Below are 18,212 nucleotides of genomic sequence, written 5' to 3' on the forward strand. Positions count from 1 at the left end.
GCATTCGTAAACGAAAAAATATAGACAAGAAACACGGCTGTCAAAGGTCGAAAGTGAACTGTCAGTCATTTTCTAACTATTGGTCTCGTGAATGATCGTGGCGAATACGCGGTCAGGCTCGCCCAATGTGCTGTCAGGATTTGCGCGGATGAGCCGCAGAGCGCTTCGGACTAGAGCCTTTTACGGTGGCATGGCCTAGAATTGGCCATCAGTTTTTCCACGTTTGCCCCAAGCCTGGAGCTCTCATGACGCCTGCATTGGACCTGTTGAAAAAAGTTCGTGCCGAACATCGCATTCACAATTACGAACATGACCCCAAGGCGGCCTCTTATGGCCTGGAGGCCGCAGAGAAATTGGGACTTGATCCGGCACAGGTGTTCAAGACCCTGCTTGCCAGCAGCGAAAAAGGTGAGTTGTTGGTGGCGGTGGTGCCAGTCGTCGGAAGTCTGGATTTAAAAGCCCTGGCTCAGGCAGCGGGGGTGAAAAAAGTCGAGATGGCCGATCCTGCAGCGGCGCAACGATCCACTGGTTATTTGCTGGGAGGGATCAGCCCATTGGGGCAGAAGAAGCGCTTGCGCACTTTTATCGATGTGACGGCGCAGCCGTTCGCGACGATTTTTGTCAGTGCGGGGAGGAGGGGGCTAGAGGTGGAGTTGGCAGCGGCAGCGTTGGCCGAGCATACCCAGGCCAAGTTCGCGGAAATTGGCCGGGCTTGATGCTTTCTGTAAGGGCGAGCTTCTACACGGTGCTGTAGCGCCGCACACCAGAGTCAACCTGAGGAATGTGCGCCGCCGTGCTGCCCGACGCCTGGAACAGCACCAGATGTTCGGCTGCCACGCGAATGCCAACCTCGGCACCGACTTGATGGTCAGCATGGCTGGGGAAAATCGACTCCAGCTGTGCGCCGGTTGGCAGTTGCAGGCGATACAAGGTCGACGCACCGAGGAAGGTCTTGCCGACGATTAGCGCTTTTAATGTGCTGTCTGGTGCATAGACGATGTCATCCGGGCGCAGCAGCACATCCACCGCGCCGCCAATCGGCCAGGTATAGGCGCGGTTGCCCTGCAGTTCACCCAGCTCGGTGGTCACCGATTCCGGCGTGTTCAACTGGCCACGAATGAAGTAACCCTGGCCAATGAAGCTGGCGACAAAGGGCGTCAGCGGCTCATGGTAGAGGTTGTAGGGCGTATCCCATTGTTCCAGGCGGCCTTCCTTGAACACACCGACATGGTCGCTGACCGCGAAGGCTTCTTCCTGATCATGGGTCACCAGAATCGCACTGGTGCCTCGAGCCTTGAGGATATCGCGCACTTCATGGCTGAGCTTGCGCCGCAGTTCGCCGTCGAGGTTGGAGAACGGTTCATCCAGTAACAGCAGTTGCGGTTCGGGGGCCAGTGCCCGGGCCAGAGCTACGCGCTGTTGCTGGCCGCCGGACAGCTCGTGGGGGAAGCGCTTGCCCAGGCTCTTGAGGTTGACCAGCTCCAGCAGTTCTTCAACTACTCGCGTTTTTTGCGGGTGCTTGCGAATGCCAAAGGCGATGTTGTCGGCCACGCTGAGGTGAGGAAACAATGCGTAGTCCTGGAAAACCATGCCGATGCGACGTTTCTCCGGCGCCAGGGTAAAGCCGGCGCTGGAGATGACTTCACCGGCCAGGCTGATTTCCCCTTCGTATACCGGCTCAAAGCCGGCAATCGCCCGCAGAGTGGTGGTCTTGCCACACCCTGAGGAGCCCAGCAGGCAACCAATGTCGCCGGCGTTGAGGTGCAGATTGAGGTTCTGCACCACCCGTTGGCCCTGATAACCGCAGGCCAGGTTGCGCAGATTCAGCAGTAATGGCTGGCTCATGCGTGGTGGTATGCAGGCGGGACGAGGAGTTCCAGCAAGGCCTTTTGGGCATGCAGACGGTTTTCCGCCTGGTCCCAGGCCACCGAGCGTGGGTCATCCAGCAGGTCGAGGCTGATTTCTTCGCCACGGTGGGCGGGCAGGCAATGCATGAACAGCACGTCCGGTGCCGCGAGGTCGAGCAGGGCGCGGGTAACCTGGAACGGCGCGAACAAAGTCAGGCGCTTGGCGGTTTCGTCTTCCTGGCCCATGGAGGTCCAGACATCGGTGCTGACCAGGTGCGCGCCGACTACGGCGTCCTGTGGATCGCGAACGATCTGCACACGGCCGTCGGCTTTGGCGAGGAATTCAGCAGCGGGTTCAAAGCCTTCAGGGCAAGCGATGCGCAGGTGGAAGTCGAACTGGATCGCCGCTTCTATGTAGCTGTTGCACATGTTGTTGCCATCGCCGATCCAGGCCACGGTCTTGCCCTGGATCGAACCACGATGTTCGAGGAAAGTTTGCATGTCGGCCAGCAACTGGCACGGGTGCAAGTCATCGGACAGGCCGTTGATCACCGGTACCCGGGAGTTGGCAGCGAACTCGGTGAGGGTGCTGTGGGCGAAGGTGCGGATCATTACTGCATCGAGCATGCGTGACATGACAATGGCGCAATCGCTGATCGGCTCGCCACGGCCCAACTGGGTGTCCCGAGGCGACAGAAAAATAGCCTGGCCGCCGAGCTGGATCATGCCGGCCTCGAAGGACAAGCGGGTGCGGGTCGACGACTTCTCGAAGATCATCCCGAGTACGCGGTTTTTCAAAGGCTCGAACAGTACACCGCGATTACGCAGGTCTTTAAGCTCAATGCCTCGACGGATCACGCTGACCAGCTCTTCGGGCGTGCAATCCATCAGGGAGAGAAAGTGCCTTGCGCTCATCATTAACTACCTTTTTGCAACAGACCGCAGATGCTCAAAGCCTGGTTTATTTTGAAAACGGGCGAGACCTGCGGCGAAAGCCGCACGGGGCGACGAAATAGGGGGAGGCGCGATATTGACACTAAATGTCGCGCCTTACCAATAGGCTACGGTTTTTTAGGGGTGTTCAAAGGAGCGGGGATAGCGCTTTTGAAGCCTTTTTCCTGACAGTAGCAGGTCATTTGTACACTGGCGTCGCGCAACTTTGCAATGCGCGAAGGCGGGCGCAGGCCAGGCTGCGTCGGTTTAAGTGGCTGAAGAGGGATATGTCGGACGTTTTTGAAACGTTTTCCAATGCTTCGCCATGGCCTGGCCTGATGCCCTTCGATTCACGCGACGAACGTTGCTGGCGCCGTTGTCAGTGGCGGGCCATAGTTTTAGCCAAAGCGCTCACCTCGACGACGCTGCCCCCAATAAAAGAGACTGGCTATGACCAAGACTCTCCATCACCGTGCCTGCCATCTGTGCGAAGCCATCTGCGGCCTGACCCTGGAAACCACTCAGGGAGAAGATGGCAGCATGACCATCACCTCAATCAAGGGCGACCCACTGGACAGTTTCAGTCGCGGTCATATCTGCCCCAAGGCCGTGGCGCTGCAAGATATCCAGAACGATCCGGACCGCTTGCATCAACCGATGCTGCGGGTCGGTAGCGAATGGCAGCCGATCCCCTGGGATGAGGCCTTCGCCCTAGTGGCCGAGCGGCTGGCGGGGATTCAGGCCCGTCATGGGCAGAATGCGGTCGCGGTGTACCAGGGTAATCCCAGCGTGCATAACTATGGCTTGATGACCCACAGCAACTATTTTCTTGGCCAGTTGAAGACACGCAACCGCTTTTCCGCCACCTCGGTGGATCAGTTGCCTCATCATCTCACCAGTCACCTGATGTACGGCCATGGCCTGTTGCTGCCGATTCCAGACATCGATCACACCGATTTCATGCTGATCCTCGGCGGTAACCCGTTGGCGTCCAACGGCAGCATCATGACCGTGCCAGATGTGGAAAAGCGCCTGAAAGCCATCCAGGCCCATGGCGGTAAAGTGGTGGTGGTCGACCCGCGCCGCAGCGAGACAGCAGCGATGGCTGACCAGCATCTGTTCGTTCGTCCCGGTGGCGATGCGGCGTTGTTGTTTGGGCTGCTCAATACGCTGTTTGCCGAGAACCTGACCCGTGACAGCCACCTGCCGATAGACGGGCTGGATGACGTGCGCCGCGCCATTTCAGGCTTCACGGCCGAGGCGATGAGCCGCCAGTGCGCGGTGCCGGCCGAGCAGATTCGTCAGCTGGCGCGGGATTTCGCGGCAGCGGACAAGGCCGTCTGTTATGGCCGCATGGGCGTCTCGACCCAAGCGTTCGGCACGTTGTGCCATTGGCTCGTGCAGTTGATCAACCTGGTTACCGGCAATCTTGACCGCGTAGGTGGTGCGTTGTGCACCGAGCCTGCGGTGGATCTGGTGGCGGCGACCTCTGGCGGGCATTTCAATCGTTGGCAGAGTCGCGTTTCCGGGCGTCCGGAGTACAGCGGCGAGTTGCCGGTGTCGGCACTGGCCGAAGAGATACTCACCGAAGGCGAAGGGCAAATCCGCGCCCTGGTGATGGTAGCGGGCAATCCGGTGTTGTCCACACCCAACGGGCGGCAACTGGAGCAGGCCTTGGATGGTCTTGAGTTCATGGTCAGCGTCGACCTTTATATCAACGAAACCACGCGCTATGCCGACCTGATCCTGCCGTCCACCTCTGCCCTGGAAAACGATCATTACGACACCACTTTCAATATGTTCGCGGTGCGCAATGTCACGCGGTTCAATCGCGCGATTTTGCCCAAGCCCGAGGGCGCGCTGCACGATTGGGAAATCTTTGTGGGCTTGGCCCAGGCGTTTGCAGCGAAAACCGGCAACGTACTCAAGCCGACCATGGCGCCAGCGCAGATGATTGACTTCGGCCTGAGGGCCGGTGCCTACGGTGATGCTTCCAGCCACAAGTTGTCGGTAGCGGCGTTGGCCGATCATCCCCATGGCCTTGACTTGGGGCCGCTGAAAGCCAACCTGGCTGCTCGACTGAAAACTGCCAATCTGCGGGTGCAGGCGGCGCCAGCGGTTATTCTCGCGGACCTGGTGCGTTTTGCCGCGCAGCCACTGCCTGCGGTTGATGAGTTACTGCTGATTGGTCGTCGTCATGTGCGCAGTAATAATTCGTGGATGCATAACTACCATCGCTTGGTGAAGGGCAAGCCTAGGCATCAGTTGCTGATGCATCCCGATGACCTTGCCAGCCGTCAGTTGAGTGACGGTCAGCGGGTTCGCGTGAGTTCGCGCATTGGCATGATTGAAGTGGAAGTAGTGTCCAGCCTGGACATGATGGCGGGTGTGGTCAGCCTGCCTCACGGTTGGGGTCATGGTCGCCCCGGCGTACAGATGACCATCGCCAGCGGGCAGCCAGGGGCGAGCGCTAATGACCTGACGGATGAGCGGCAGTTGGATGAGTTGTCGGGCAATGCGGCGTTGAACGGCGTGCCGGTGCAGGTGGTTGCGGCGTGACAGTGGAGGGGGTGGTGACTTGTCCGTCGGGGAGTCCGAGCACCACGCCAGGCTTTGCGTTACAATGCGCCACCGTGCCGACCCGTGAGTCGCAAAGTTCCAGCCGAGGTGCTCCATGGATATCATCGAAACGATTAAAGAGCAGATTGCCAGCAACACGGTTCTGCTTTACATGAAAGGCTCGCCGAATGCCCCCCAGTGTGGCTTTTCCGCGAAGGCCGCCCAGTCCGTGATGGCTTGCGGTGAGAAGTTTGCTTACGTGGATATCCTGCAGAACCCGGAAATCCGCGCCAACCTGCCGAAGTACGCCAACTGGCCAACCTTCCCGCAGCTGTGGGTCGGCGGTGAGCTGGTCGGCGGTAGCGATATCATGACCGAGATGGCGGCTGACGGTTCGTTGCAGACCACTATCAAGGCGGCTGTTGAAGCGGCTGCTGCAAACAAGACCGAAGCCTGATTTGTTTTAGGTGCCGGCAATAAAAAGCCCCGCTTCTCGATAAGAGAGCGGGGCTTTTTAGTGGCTAACTTGTAGGAGCGAGCTTGCTCGCGAAGAACTTATAGGCGCCGCGAAACACCAGATTCGCTGCGTTATCGTTAACGCTCTTCGCGAGCAAGCTCGCTCCTTGGGTTATTCACCCATCTGCGATTGCAGATAATTCTCGATCGTTACTTTGTCGATCAGGCCGACTTGGGTTTCCAGCCAGTCGATGTGCTCTTCCTGGTCTTCAAGGATATCTTCCAGCAACTCGCGGCTGCCGAAGTCGCCCTTGGTTTCGCAATGAGCGATGGCGGCCTTCAGATTGGTGTGGCTCTTGCGCTCGAAGTTCAGGTCGCAGTTGATCATTTCCTGGGAGTGCTCACCGATGTGCAGCTTGCCCAGGTCCTGGACGTTCGGCAGGCCTTCCAGGAACAGGATGCGCTTGATCAGCTTGTCCGCGTCCTTCATGGCCTGGATCGATTCTTTGTACTCGTGCTTGCCCAGCTTTTCCAGGCCCCAATCTTCATACATGCGCGCATGCAGGAAGTACTGATTGATCGCGACCAGTTCATTGGCAAGGATTTTGTTGAGATGCTGGATGACTGTAACGTCGCCTTTCATGATGGGGTTCTGCCCTGTATTCGCTGTATATAGGCAGGAGTTTGAGTGGCGCAATGATTACTGTCAAACCTAAGTTATTGAATAATATATGAAAATTAATCGGAATAAGAATGTTTTTGTTCCGCGTCTTGACGGTAACTGATTGAATTGCGGGCATAAAAAAACCGGACACTAAGTCCGGTTCTTTAAAACACGCCAATTATGCGTGTGTAAATTCTGCAGAGTAGGGGATCGCAGCCTGGGCGCTTTGCAGCTTCGTCAGGGTTTCCCGTACCACTTGCTTGGCCAGGCAGGCACATTTGCCGCATTGGCTGGCAACGCCGGTGGTTTCACGCACTTCTTTGTAGCTGCAGCAACCTTCGTAGATTGCTTCGCGGATTTGTCCGTCGGTGACGCCAGTGCAGAGGCAGACATACATAAGGGAGAACCATCGCGGGTTTGAGGCTTAAGTGCGATGGATCTTAATGTTAACGAGAATGATTGTCAAAGTAGTTTCTGTCAGCTCCTGGCTAGAGCGCTCCCTTACCGATGAACGGTTTGTGCGCAGGGCGTTTTGCCATCATTCGGCCCGCGCAGGGGATTTGAAAAATCCACTAAGGACAGCTCAAAGTGGCCGTGTATGATGGTCGGTCTTCACGAAGTGTGATCGCGTCACAGCCCTGTCGTTTACCCAAGGCAGACTGGGCCGGGTCCTTTTTTACTTCAATCATGCTTTTATCAGCACTGCATCAGGAGATATCCAATGAGCGTACTCGTCGGCAAACTAGCCCCGGATTTCGATGTACCTGCCGTCCTCGGCAATGGCGAAATCGTTGACAGCTTCAAGCTGTCTGAAGCCATCAAAGGCAAATACGGCCTGGTGTTCTTCTACCCGCTGGACTTCACCTTCGTCTGCCCATCGGAGCTGATCGCTCTGGATCACCGCATGGACGATTTCAAGGCGCGTAATGTTGAAGTGGTAGCCGTTTCCATCGACTCCCATTTCACCCACAACGCCTGGCGTAACACTGCCATCAATGATGGCGGCATCGGCAAAGTAAAATACACCATGGCTGCCGACATGAAGCACGACATCGCCAAGGCCTACGACGTTGAGTCCGAAGGCGGCGTAGCGTTCCGTGGTGCGTTCCTGATCGACGACAAGGGCGTTGTCCGCTCGCAGATCATCAACGACCTGCCGCTAGGCCGTAACATGGAAGAGCTGATCCGCCTGGTTGACGCGCTGCAATTTCACGAAGAGCACGGTGAAGTCTGCCCTGCCAACTGGAAAAAAGGCGACAAGGGCATGAACGCTTCGCCAGAAGGCGTTGCGGCTTACCTGACCGAGAACGCTAGCAAGCTGTAATCACCACGTTAGCGGCAAAAAAAACCGGCCTGAGAAGGCCGGTTTTTTTATGCGCAGGATTTAACCTCAGTCGTTGAAGTCTTCCCAGCCACCCATCTGTTTCCAGCGGTTGACGATGCCGCAGAACAGGTCGGCGGTCTTCTCGGTGTCGTAGCGGGCCGAGTGGGCTTCACGGCCGTCGAAGTCGATACCGGCGGCCTGGCAGGCTTTTGCCAGCACGGTTTGGCCATAGGCCAGACCTGCCAACGTCGCGGTGTCGAAACTGGAGAACGGATGAAACGGGTTGCGTTTCATGTCCAGGCGCGTCACGGCGGCGTTGAGGAAGCCCAAGTCGAAGCTGCTGTTGTGGCCTACGAGGATGGCGCGTTTGCAGCCATTGGCCTTCAAGGCCTTGCGTACACCGCGAAAAATGTCGGTCAGCGCGGTTTCTTCGCTGACGGCCATGCGCAGCGGATGATCGAGCTTGATCCCGGTGAACTCCAGGGCGGCCGCCTCGATGTTGGCGCCTTCGAATGGTTCGACGCGAAAGAAGTGGGTGTGTTCCGGAAACACGAAACCCTGTTCATCCATGCCGATGGTGACGGCAGCAATTTCCAGCAAGGCGTCGGTGGCGCAGTTGAAGCCGCCGGTTTCTACATCAATGACCACTGGCAGGTAGCCACGGAAACGCTCGGCCATCGGGTGACGGGAACCGCCACCACCGTGTTCCTGGTCGTCGTCGAAATGGTCTTCACTCACGGGTGTTCCTCCAGCAGGCGCCAGCGCAGTGTTTCACCGGCGCGCAGCGGGATTACGGTCAGCTCGCCAAATGGCAGGCTGGTTGGGGCGGTCCAGTCTTCACGAACCAGGGTAATGCGGTCGGTATTCGCCGCCAGCCCGTAGAAGCGCGGGCCATTGAGGCTGGCGAAACCTTCAAGCTTGTCCAGGGCGTTGCGTTGCTCGAACGCCTCGGCGTACAGCTCGATTGCGGCATAGGCGGTGTAGCAGCCGGCACAACCACACGCAGCTTCCTTGGCGTGCTGGGCGTGGGGCGCGGAGTCTGTGCCGAGGAAGAACTTCTCGCTGCCACTGGTGGCGGCATCGAGCAGTGCGACCTGATGGGTGTTTCGCTTGAGGATCGGCAGGCAGTAGAAGTGCGGCCGAATCCCGCCCACCAGCATGTGGTTGCGGTTGTACAGCAAGTGATGCGCAGTGATGGTCGCGCCGACGTTGGCCGAGGCCTCTGTGACGAACTGCACGGCATCAGCAGTGGTGATGTGTTCGAACACGACTTTAAGGGTCGGGAACAGCTCGACCACGCGACGCATATGCTCGTCGATAAAGATCTTCTCGCGATCGAATACGTCGACATCGCCACGGGTGACTTCGCCGTGGATCAGCAACGGCATGCCGACCTCTGCCATGGCTTCGATAGCCGGCAGGATCTTATCTATGCTGGTCACGCCAGAATCTGAGTTGGTGGTTGCGCCGGCCGGGTACATCTTGGCGGCGTGGACAAAGCCGCTGGCCTTGGCCTCGCGAATTTCTTCGGGCTGGGTACGGTCGGTCAGGTACAGCACCATCAACGGTTCGAAGCGGCTACCGGCCGGTCGTGCAGCGAGAATGCGCTGGCGATAGGCGTCGGCTTCCGCGGCGTTACGCACCGGAGGTACCAGGTTAGGCATGATGATGGCGCGGCCAAACGTGCGCGCTACATCGGCCACGGTTTGGGGCAACGCTGCACCATCGCGAAGATGAATATGCCAGTCGTCGGGACGCAGCAGGGTCAGGCGGTCGGACATTGGGGATTCCAGGCGGGTCAATCTGGTGGGAATGCTACCGGAAAAGACTCTTGCAGGCACTCGCTATCAAGTTTTGCAGGATGCGACCGATATCCCTGGGTATGCCTTAACGATGTATGACGCCTTGATGTGTTGTAGAAACCAATGGAGCCTCCCGTGCGCCAGCATTATCTAGCCCTGCTCAGTGTGTTCGCCAGCTTGCCCGCGATGGCCCTCACGTTCCAGACCCGTCTGGAGAATATTGAGTGGAAGGTAGAAGGCGACAAATTCGAGTGTCGCTTGAGCCAGCCGATCAGCGATTTTGGTTCTGGCGAGTTCGTGCGCCGTGCGGGCGAGCAGGCAACATTTCGCCTGAAAGCCTATAACGGCTCTCTGGGTGCAGGTTCCGCGACACTATTGGCGGCAGCAGCGCCGTGGCAGCCGGGGCGCGGTGATATCAATCTGGGAGCAGTGCGTGCCGGTAGCGGTGATGTGCTGTTCAACAGCTCCCAGGCCCAGGCCGGGCGTTTATTCAATGGCTTGCTCGATGGCCGCAGCCCGACGGTGCGCCACTACGGCCGCGATGGGGGTTACTCCGAAATACGTCTATTGCCGGCGAAGTTCAACAAGGCCTACAGCGACTATCAGTTGTGTACCGCGAAATTGCTGCCGATGAATTTCGAGCAGGTCAAACAGGCCGAGGTAGGTTTTCCCGGTGGTGGCATCGATCTGGACGCCGCTGCCAAGGCCAAACTGTTGGTGATGCTGGAATTCATCAAGGCCGATCCGACCGTCAATCATATCGAGTTGGACGGCCACTCGGACAACAGCGGCAATCGCCTGGCCAATCGTGACCTTTCAAGGCGTCGCGGCCTGGCGGTGATGGACTTTCTCAAGGCCAACGGCATCCCTGAATCGCAGATTGTCTTGCGTTTTCACGGCGAACGTTACCCGCTGGCACCGAACACCAATCCAGGCAACCGGGCGAAGAATCGCCGTGTCAATATTCATCTGGAGCGGGTGCCGGCCCCCGAGAAGCCTACGCCCCAGGCGAAGGCCCCGAGTAGCGCCGCCTCCACCTCCTGAGGTGCGGCTATTCGTCGCCCGCCCGACAGAATCTGTCGCTTTATCTTCATTTGCTGTCGCGCCCCTGTAAATTCACGGTTTTGATCGGTAGAATCGACGCCTTTCCGTAAAACCCGTGGAGTGATGGCATGGCCGACGTAAACAAGGTCGTTCTCGCGTATTCCGGCGGCCTGGACACTTCGGTGATCCTCAAGTGGCTGCAGGATACTTATAACTGTGAAGTGGTGACCTTCACCGCTGACCTGGGTCAGGGCGAAGAGGTCGAACCTGCACGTGCCAAGGCGCAAGCCATGGGCGTGAAAGAGATCTACATTGACGACCTGCGCGAAGAGTTCGTCCGCGATTTCGTCTTCCCGATGTTTCGCGCCAACACCGTCTACGAAGGCGAGTACCTGCTGGGTACCTCCATTGCACGTCCGTTGATTGCCAAGCGCCTGATCGAAATCGCCAACGAAACCGGCGCTGACGCCATTTCCCATGGCGCCACCGGCAAGGGCAACGACCAGGTGCGTTTCGAACTGGGCGCCTATGCGTTGAAGCCTGGTGTGAAAGTGATTGCCCCTTGGCGCGAATGGGACCTGCTGTCTCGTGAAAAGCTGATGGATTACGCTGAAAAGCACAACATTCCGATCGAGCGCCACGGCAAGAAGAAGTCCCCGTACTCGATGGACGCCAACTTGCTGCACATCTCCTATGAAGGCGGCGTGCTGGAAGACACCTGGACCGAGCACGAAGAAGACATGTGGAAATGGACCGTCTCCCCGGAGAACGCGCCTGACACTGCACAGTACCTGGAGCTGACCTACCGCAACGGCGACATCGTCGCGCTGGACGGCGTCGAAATGACCCCTGCCACCGTATTGGCGACTTTGAACCGTATCGGTGGCGAGCACGGTATTGGCCGTCTGGACATCGTCGAGAACCGTTACGTGGGCATGAAGTCCCGTGGCTGCTACGAAACCCCAGGCGGCACCATCATGCTGCGTGCTCACCGCGCCATTGAGTCCATCACCCTGGACCGTGAAGTCGCTCACCTCAAAGACGAGTTGATGCCCAAGTACGCCAGCCTGATCTACACCGGCTACTGGTGGAGCCCTGAGCGTCTGATGCTGCAACAGATGATCGACGCTTCCCAGGCCCACGTGAGCGGTGTTGTGCGCCTGAAACTGTACAAGGGCAACGTCATCGTCACCGGGCGCAAGTCGGACGAGTCGCTGTTCGATGCCAACATCGCTACTTTTGAAGAAGATGGCGGTGCCTACAACCAGGCGGACGCGGCCGGCTTCATCAAGCTCAATGCACTGCGCATGCGCATTGCGGCCAACAAGGGCCGTAAGTTGTTCTGAAATATCTGCGCTGTTGTGAAAAGGCCCCTTGTTTAAGGGGCTTTTTTTTTACTGGAAATTATGGGGAGTCCGAACTTTTTTATAGTGTTTTATTGATGGAGGGGAGCCAGTGCGTCGCATCGGTTTAATTTTTTAAACGCTGGTTTGGTAACTCTGTTTATGTGTCGCTACGTTTAATTTGCCTGGCTTGCTGTAGGGGATGTTGAGGCGTTGAAGTTTAGATATCTTCCTTGTGGTGTCGGAAGGGTTAATCGGTGTGTGGTATTGGCTTATACGTCAGATTTACAGGAATATTAACGGCTAACTTCTCTTGAGAACGTTTACAACGTTAATACTCTGCGCGTCAGCAGCGTAAGGTTAAAGGCAGGCAAGGGGCATTTCCTGGGGCTCGTGTGCGGTATATTTACGCTGAGCCCCTTTGTGTAGGAGTGTTTCACTCAAAATATGTTTGCCTGCGGAATATTCTGAAAGGTCAAATAACATGCGATACACCCTTGCTGACGTTTTTTTGTAGGCTAAATCCTATCTCCTTGTGGGGTGGGTCTCTGATTGCTGTTGCTTGGGGGGGCGAGCTATGCCAAGGAGGAAACGACTAGGCTATTGTGCTGGCTCTAAATAACTCGAACAGCGAAATTGGACTTGCCCATGAATAAAGTGCTGATCGTGGATGATCATCCCGTCATTCGTCTTGCTGTACGTATGCTAATGGAACGTCATGGTTACGAGGTCGTCGCCGAGACCGACAACGGTGTCGATGCTTTACAACTTGCCCGCGAACATATGCCTGACATCGTCATACTTGATATTGGTATTCCCAAACTTGATGGTCTGGAAGTTATTTGCAGATTGTCCTCCACTAAACAAGCTCAGCCCTTCAAGGTGCTGGTGCTGACATCTCAGGCCCCAGGACACTTCTCCATGCGTTGCATGCAGGCAGGCGCTGCGGGTTACGTGTGTAAACAGCAGGATCTGACCGAGCTCTTGAGCGCTATCAAGGCCGTGCTGTCTGGCTACAGCTATTTCCCCAACCAGGCACTCAACTCCGTGCGATCCACGTTGGGTAACGCCAGTGAGGCGCAGATGGTCGAGCGTCTTTCCGGGCGGGAAATGATGGTGCTGCAGCAACTGGCCCGGGGCAAGACCAACAAGGAGATCGCCGATGGAGTGTTCCTGAGTAACAAAACCGTGAGTACCTACAAAACGCGCTTGTTACTGAAGCTCAATGCGCGGTCCCTGGTTGACCTGATCGAGTTGGCTCAACGCAACGGTCTGGTCTAGCAGACGCAAAGCCTCGGGCCTGAAATGGGCAGAAAAAAGCCTCCGCAAGGGAGGCTTCTGCTCATGACCTGTCGTAATCAGAGATCGAAATCGTAATCAGCCAGTTGCTTTCGCAAGCGTCGCTCTTCCAATAGGTTATCGATGGTGCGGCGTTTGCTCAGATTGGTCTTGGCCACCTCTACCGGCGCCTCCGTTGCCTCATCAGATTCCGCGGCAACAAAGTCGTCTTCTGCATCCAGTTGTTCCTTGCCAGTGCTCATAAGGTTAACTCCAGGCTAAGACTGCCGTTGGCGCTCCTTATAACGATAAACGTCGACCGGGTAAAAAAGATTTTTTCAATCGACTGATCAATAAAAGCAATAGTTACTCAATCGTCGGAAGTCTTTTCCTTGTATTCGCACAGATCTTCGATACGGCAGCTGCCGCAGCGGGGCTTGCGGGCTTGGCAGACATAGCGCCCATGGAGAATCAGCCAGTGGTGGGAATCGAGCAAGTAAGGCTTGGGTATAAACCTCATCAGCTGTTTCTCTACCTCCACCACATTCTTTCCGGGTGCCAACCCGGTGCGGTTGCTGACGCGGAAGATATGGGTGTCCACCGCCATAGTCAGTTGGCGAAACGCCGTGTTGAGCACAACGTTGGCGGTCTTGCGTCCCACTCCGGGCAGGGCTTCGAGGGCTTCGCGGGTTTGCGGCACTTCACTGGCGTGAAGCTCCACCAGCATGCGGCAGGTCTCTATGACGTTTTTCGCCTTGCTGTTGTACAGACCGATGGTCTTGATGTACTCGGACAATCCTTCAACACCAAGGGCGTAGATTGCTGCCGGGGTGTTAGCCACTGGAAATAATTTGGCGGTGGCCTTATTGACGCCGACATCCGTTGACTGCGCCGACAAAATCACGGCAATCAGCAACTCGAACGGCGAGGAGTAGGCCAGTTCGGTTTTCGGTTCTGGATTGTCTTCGTGAAATCGACGAAAAATTTCCAGGCGTTTTGCGGCATTCATGGGGCGAGCGGTTCCTTGCAAACGGTCAATGTGGTTTTGAGTGTTGGGCCCAGGCCTGCCACCCGGCGAGCAGCAATCCGAGCAGGATAAACCCTCCCGATGCGAGTGTGGCGAAGGAGCTGCCACCCAATAAAGGGCGTAATAGGCCCAGGGCTGCCAGCAGCAGGCCAAATATGCCGAACAGTTGAAGGCGCGCCTTGACCTGGTCGGTCTGGAAAAAGCCGGTGGACTCAAGCAGCACGCACTGAACGCTGATCAGTGCCAGGTAAATGCCCAGGTCCCGAGACAGGCTCAATGCAAAGGCCTGCAAGGCCAACTGCACGCAACTGACCCAGGTCGCGGCCAGCAATGAACTGGCGATCAGTTGCAGTCGGCCATTCAGGCTGTTTCGCACCAACCCCATGCTCAAGCCGTACATTGTCACAATCAACACCGCCAGCACCCAGAAGCTCAGAGCCTTGGGCAGTGTGTCGCTGACACCTATCAGCGGCGCAAGCATCAATGAGCCGGCCAGACCGCCAGATTTAGTCACGGGCAGGTACCTCCAGCAGGTGCTGACGATGTTCATCAAAGTAACGCAAGGCATCGTGGACCGCGTTGATCACTGCGCGGGAGGTAATGGTTGCGCCGGCCATTTGATCGAATTGCCCGTTGTCTTTCTTCAAGGCCCAGGACGAATCCTGCGGGTTGCTGCGCGAAAGTCCCTGGAACGCCGAGAGCCAGGGATTCCCGGCCTCAGTGATATGCCCACCCAGGCTTGGGGTTTCCGACTGTTTCAGGACTTTCACGCCCAGCAGTTTCCCGTTGCTGGCGATGGCGATCAACAGTTCGATGCTACCGCCGTAGCCGGTGGTTTGAGAGCGCAGCAACACGGCGCTGGGTTGCCCTGACAAGGTGGCGAGGTATCCATTGAGCAGTTGGCTGTTGTTCAGTGCCAATGGCTTCACTGCCAGCGGATGCTCCAGTGGCTGGTTGTCGTAACTTGCGATGGGCAAGGCGTCCAGAAAGACTCGGCTTTGCAGCTCGCGTTGCTGCGAGGCGATGCGACCGGAGGTCAGTTGCTGCACGGCCAGGGTCAGGGCTGCCCCCGTCACGGCGACCAACAGCACGATCAAGAGTCCTCTGGCGGACTTCATACGTCCACCGATTGCGGTTTGGGCGTCGCCAGGCGTTCCAGCGCCGGCACCGCCAGATTCATTAGCAGCACGGCAAACGCCACACCATCAGGGTAACCGCCCCACGTACGAATCAGATACGTCAGCAACCCCACCCCGGCACCAAACAGTAAACGCGATCGCGGGCTTTTGGCGCCCGATACCGGCTCGGTGACGATAAAAAATGCCCCGAGCATGGTCGCGCCAGAGAACAGATGAAACAGCGGCGAACCATGGGAGTCGGACCCGGAGCCGTTCCAGAACAGCAGGCTGATCACGAACAGGCTGGCGAGCATTCCCACTGGCGCGTGCCAACTGAACACCCTTCGCTGCAGCAGAAAAAGCCCCCCAATGAGAAATGCCAGGTTCACCCATTCACTGCCTTTGCCGGCGATATGGCCGAAGGCCGGGTTGCTGGCGAACAGTTCGTCGATGGTCAGACTTTTATTGATGCGCAGGGTATCCAGCGCCGTCGCCTGGGCCCAGGCATCGGGGGCATTCCCCTGCATACCGAACACCTGTTGCAGGCCGGCCAGCAGGTCCAGGCCGTGGGAGGCTGGCCAGTGGGTCATCGGTTGAGGAAAGGCGACCAGCATCAATGCATAACCGACCATGGCCGGATTGAAAGGGTTCTGGCTGGCGCCATACACGTGTTTGCCCAACAGTAATGCACTGCTCACAGCCGCTACACATAGCCACCACGGACAATAAGGCGGTAGTGCCAGGGCCAGCAAGGTTGCGCTCACCAAGCCGCTGAGATCGCTGACGGGAATGCCGAGGCGGCGACCGCGCAGGCGATGGACACAGGCTTCTACCGTCAACGCACAAATGCAGGCCAGCAGTAGATTGATCAACACCCCCCAGCCGTACAGCCAGAACAGCACCAGCAAACCGGGCACCGTTGCCAGCAGCACGCGTTTCATCGCTTGTTGCTGGCGGTCGTCGACGGTTTCAAGTACTGACATGGGCGTCCACCAGCCGTTGGGCTTCGTCGAGGTGTTGCCGGGCGACTGCCAGCTCGGTTTCGCGGGTGGCGGGTTGGCGCTCCAGTTTGCTCAGGTCCGCACGGGCATAGGCCAGGGAGGTTTTCAACTGGCGAAGCTGGCTGTCGATGGGGCGCTTTTCGATCCGTTGCAAATCGGGTCGTGGCTGGTCGCTGCCTTCCTCTGCGTGGTGCAAGGCTTGTTCGGCGGCCGTCAGCGCGGCACTCAATGCGGCCAGCTGCTGGGCGTCGGCGTGGCTGTCCTGGGCCTTTTTCAGTTCCGAGCGGCGCATTGCCAGCTGGATTTTGGCGCGTTTGAGGTCTGGGTCCTTATGCGTTGCTGGTGCCGCAACGACTGGGATACTGACTTCGAGCGAGGACAATTCCTGTTCGGCGACTTCGAATTGCTGCTGCAGGATGATCAGTTGCGACTGCTGCTCAAATGTCGGCGGATGACCAAAGGCTTTCAGGGACTTGTTGAGCTGGGCCCGGCTCATGGCCAGGTTGATCTTGGCCTTTTTCACCGCCGCGTCCATCGCCGCGGCTTTTTGTGCGCGAACCCGCTCAATGGCCGCCTGGACAGGGTTGTTGCTCACTTCATCCACAGGTGCAGGGCGTTTGGTACGAGCCAGGCGTTCAGCAAGCTTGTGCGCTTCTTCGCGCTGCAGGCGTGCATTGCGCTGTTCGAAGCGGCGCCGGGCGTGGTCGCGCTTGGTGCTGCGGGCCTGGCGCTCCTCGGCGGTGGTCGCCAGATCGCCGACAACCGGCAGTACCGTGGCCAGGTGCAGCGGCTGCATTTCGATACAGTCAACCGGGCAGGGCGCGACACACAGGTCGCAGCCGGTGCACTCGTCGATGATCACCGTATGCATCAGCTTGGCGGCGCCGACGATGGCATCTATCGGGCAGGCCTGGATGCACTTGGTGCAGCCGATGCACTCCGCTTCGCGGATAAAGGCGATCTGCGCCGGCGCTTGGCCTCGGGAACTGTCCAGTTCCAGCACAGCCACGTTTAACAACTGCGCCAGCCCGGCGATGGTTTCCTGTCCACCTGGCGGGCACTTGTTGATGGCTTCGCCCTGGGCGATGCCTTCGGCGTAGGGTTTGCAGCCGGGGTGTCCGCATTTGCCACACTGGGTCTGCGGCAGTAAAGCGTCGATACGTTGAATCAGGCTCATGGTTTGATCATTGCGTTGAAACCCAGAAAGGCCACGGCCATCAGCCCCGCGCTGATCAGCTCGACCGGCAAGCCCCGAAAGGGCAGTGGGATATCGTTGCTGGCTATGCGCTGGCGCAGGTCATTGAACAGGCTCAGCACCAGCCAGAAACCCAGGCCAGCGCCCAGGCTCAGGGCGCTCATGTGCGCCAGGCCTTTATCGTCCTCGGTACCCAGCAATACCACGCCCAATACCCCGGCATTCCCCAGCAGCAACGGCCACAGGCCATTGAACGACAGCTTGGGTAGCTGGTGGGATAGCACGCTTAGCAGCGGTTTGATCAACAACACCGTGACCGGTAACAAAATAAACAGTCGCAGGGATGTCAGCGCCAGTGGCTGCAAAAGATAGTGATCAAACAGATAGCCCAGAATGCCACTTAGCAGCATCAGCAGGGTCGTGGCCACGCCCAGGGCATGCACTCGCTTGAGTGAGTCCGCGCTGGAGGCCAGCACCGGGTCGACAGCCAGCGGCATCTGCAACACGAAGTTGCTGATCAGGGCCGTGCTGACAAGGGTGAGAAGCATATCGGTCATGGTCATGCCGGGCTAAGCAAGCAGAATCCGATTATCCGGCAAGCGAGGAGGGGGCACTAGCCCT

General features: G+C 57.8%; 20 protein-coding genes. 7 read left to right on the forward strand and 13 right to left on the reverse strand.

Translation table 11 applies throughout. The features are described from left to right. Positions 1-245: 245 nt before the first annotated feature. Entirely contained in the window at positions 246-716 is a 471-nt protein-coding gene (gene ybaK, locus ACZRKZ_RS11310; protein WP_463967043.1) for a Cys-tRNA(Pro) deacylase, read from the forward strand. Between the two features lie 22 nt (positions 717-738). Here the strand turns inward: ybaK and ACZRKZ_RS11315 are convergent, their stop codons facing one another. Both ACZRKZ_RS11315 and argF read right to left on the reverse strand, forming a co-directional pair. Beyond that, positions 739-1,845 carry an ABC transporter ATP-binding protein gene (locus ACZRKZ_RS11315; protein ID WP_463967042.1) on the reverse strand — a complete coding sequence of 369 codons (1,107 nt, stop codon included), beginning with the start codon at positions 1,843-1,845 and terminating at the stop codon, positions 739-741. After that, positions 1,842-2,762, reverse strand: a complete 921-nt coding sequence (argF, locus tag ACZRKZ_RS11320; protein WP_350612382.1) for an ornithine carbamoyltransferase — start codon at positions 2,760-2,762, stop codon at positions 1,842-1,844. The genes ACZRKZ_RS11315 and argF overlap by 4 nt, the downstream gene beginning before the upstream one ends. A gap of 468 nt (positions 2,763-3,230) precedes the next feature. On the opposite strand from argF, the gene ACZRKZ_RS11325 reads away from it, so the two are divergent. Both ACZRKZ_RS11325 and grxD read left to right on the forward strand, forming a co-directional pair. Next, the gene (locus tag ACZRKZ_RS11325; RefSeq protein WP_463981634.1) at positions 3,231-5,339 is read left to right on the forward strand and encodes a molybdopterin oxidoreductase family protein; all 2,109 of its coding nucleotides are present in this window, start codon (positions 3,231-3,233) and stop codon (positions 5,337-5,339) included. Positions 5,340-5,454: 115 nt separating this feature from the next. Next, positions 5,455-5,796: a Grx4 family monothiol glutaredoxin gene (gene grxD / locus ACZRKZ_RS11330; RefSeq protein WP_133099694.1), complete on the forward strand. Its 342-nt coding sequence runs from the start codon at positions 5,455-5,457 to the stop codon at positions 5,794-5,796. Positions 5,797-5,967: 171 nt separating this feature from the next. Here grxD and bfr read toward each other — a convergent pair whose 3' ends face one another. Together bfr and ACZRKZ_RS11340 are read right to left on the reverse strand one after the other, a co-directional pair. Beyond that, the gene (bfr, locus tag ACZRKZ_RS11335) at positions 5,968-6,438 is read right to left on the reverse strand and encodes a bacterioferritin (RefSeq protein ID WP_463981635.1); all 471 of its coding nucleotides are present in this window, start codon (positions 6,436-6,438) and stop codon (positions 5,968-5,970) included. 199 nt (positions 6,439-6,637) lie between these two features. Next, entirely contained in the window at positions 6,638-6,856 is a 219-nt protein-coding gene (locus tag ACZRKZ_RS11340) for a bacterioferritin-associated ferredoxin (RefSeq protein WP_133099692.1), read from the reverse strand. Positions 6,857-7,180: 324 nt separating this feature from the next. On the opposite strand from ACZRKZ_RS11340, the gene ACZRKZ_RS11345 reads away from it, so the two are divergent. Then, positions 7,181-7,783, forward strand: a complete 603-nt coding sequence (locus tag ACZRKZ_RS11345) for a peroxiredoxin (RefSeq protein WP_463981636.1) — start codon at positions 7,181-7,183, stop codon at positions 7,781-7,783. A gap of 66 nt (positions 7,784-7,849) precedes the next feature. Here ACZRKZ_RS11345 and rnt read toward each other — a convergent pair whose 3' ends face one another. Then, the gene (gene rnt, locus ACZRKZ_RS11350) at positions 7,850-8,521 is read right to left on the reverse strand and encodes a ribonuclease T (RefSeq protein ID WP_149411053.1); all 672 of its coding nucleotides are present in this window, start codon (positions 8,519-8,521) and stop codon (positions 7,850-7,852) included. Then, positions 8,518-9,564 carry a dihydroorotase gene (gene pyrC / locus ACZRKZ_RS11355; RefSeq protein WP_463981637.1) on the reverse strand — a complete coding sequence of 349 codons (1,047 nt, stop codon included), beginning with the start codon at positions 9,562-9,564 and terminating at the stop codon, positions 8,518-8,520. Before pyrC ends, rnt begins: the two co-directional genes overlap by 4 nt. Before the next feature lie 156 nt (positions 9,565-9,720). Between pyrC and ACZRKZ_RS11360 the strand changes: the two genes are divergently transcribed. The 3 genes from ACZRKZ_RS11360 (at position 9,721) to ACZRKZ_RS11370 (ending at position 13,253) form a co-directional block, all read left to right on the forward strand. Continuing rightward, the gene (locus ACZRKZ_RS11360) at positions 9,721-10,629 is read left to right on the forward strand and encodes a flagellar protein MotY (RefSeq protein WP_463967038.1); all 909 of its coding nucleotides are present in this window, start codon (positions 9,721-9,723) and stop codon (positions 10,627-10,629) included. Between the two features lie 128 nt (positions 10,630-10,757). Further along, the gene (locus ACZRKZ_RS11365) at positions 10,758-11,975 is read left to right on the forward strand and encodes an argininosuccinate synthase (protein WP_133099687.1); all 1,218 of its coding nucleotides are present in this window, start codon (positions 10,758-10,760) and stop codon (positions 11,973-11,975) included. Between the two features lie 645 nt (positions 11,976-12,620). Beyond that, complete coding sequence (locus tag ACZRKZ_RS11370) at positions 12,621-13,253, forward strand: response regulator (RefSeq protein WP_463981638.1); 633 nt, start codon at positions 12,621-12,623, stop codon at positions 13,251-13,253. Positions 13,254-13,330: 77 nt separating this feature from the next. Here the strand turns inward: ACZRKZ_RS11370 and ACZRKZ_RS11375 are convergent, their stop codons facing one another. The 7 genes from ACZRKZ_RS11375 to ACZRKZ_RS11405 form a co-directional block, all read right to left on the reverse strand. Then, positions 13,331-13,513: a PA3496 family putative envelope integrity protein gene (locus ACZRKZ_RS11375; RefSeq protein WP_463967036.1), complete on the reverse strand. Its 183-nt coding sequence runs from the start codon at positions 13,511-13,513 to the stop codon at positions 13,331-13,333. Positions 13,514-13,620: 107 nt separating this feature from the next. After that, positions 13,621-14,259, reverse strand: coding sequence for an endonuclease III (nth, locus tag ACZRKZ_RS11380; protein ID WP_463967035.1), 639 nt, complete (start codon positions 14,257-14,259; stop codon positions 13,621-13,623). Positions 14,260-14,284: 25 nt separating this feature from the next. Then, positions 14,285-14,791, reverse strand: a complete 507-nt coding sequence (locus ACZRKZ_RS11385) for an Rnf-Nqr domain containing protein (RefSeq protein WP_463981639.1) — start codon at positions 14,789-14,791, stop codon at positions 14,285-14,287. Then, positions 14,784-15,395: an RnfABCDGE type electron transport complex subunit G gene (locus ACZRKZ_RS11390; RefSeq protein ID WP_463981640.1), complete on the reverse strand. Its 612-nt coding sequence runs from the start codon at positions 15,393-15,395 to the stop codon at positions 14,784-14,786. The genes ACZRKZ_RS11385 and ACZRKZ_RS11390 overlap by 8 nt, the downstream gene beginning before the upstream one ends. Continuing rightward, positions 15,392-16,378, reverse strand: coding sequence for an RnfABCDGE type electron transport complex subunit D (locus ACZRKZ_RS11395; RefSeq protein ID WP_463981641.1), 987 nt, complete (start codon positions 16,376-16,378; stop codon positions 15,392-15,394). The genes ACZRKZ_RS11390 and ACZRKZ_RS11395 overlap by 4 nt, the downstream gene beginning before the upstream one ends. Further along, positions 16,365-17,573 (reverse strand): electron transport complex subunit RsxB, encoded by a 1,209-nt coding sequence (gene rsxB / locus ACZRKZ_RS11400; RefSeq protein ID WP_463981642.1) that lies wholly within the window; start codon positions 17,571-17,573, stop codon positions 16,365-16,367. The genes ACZRKZ_RS11395 and rsxB overlap by 14 nt, the downstream gene beginning before the upstream one ends. After that, entirely contained in the window at positions 17,570-18,148 is a 579-nt protein-coding gene (locus tag ACZRKZ_RS11405) for an Rnf-Nqr domain containing protein (protein WP_463981643.1), read from the reverse strand. The genes rsxB and ACZRKZ_RS11405 overlap by 4 nt, the downstream gene beginning before the upstream one ends. Between the last annotated feature and the right edge of the window lie 64 nt (positions 18,149-18,212).

Source organism: Pseudomonas sp. c313, from assembly GCF_055407145.1.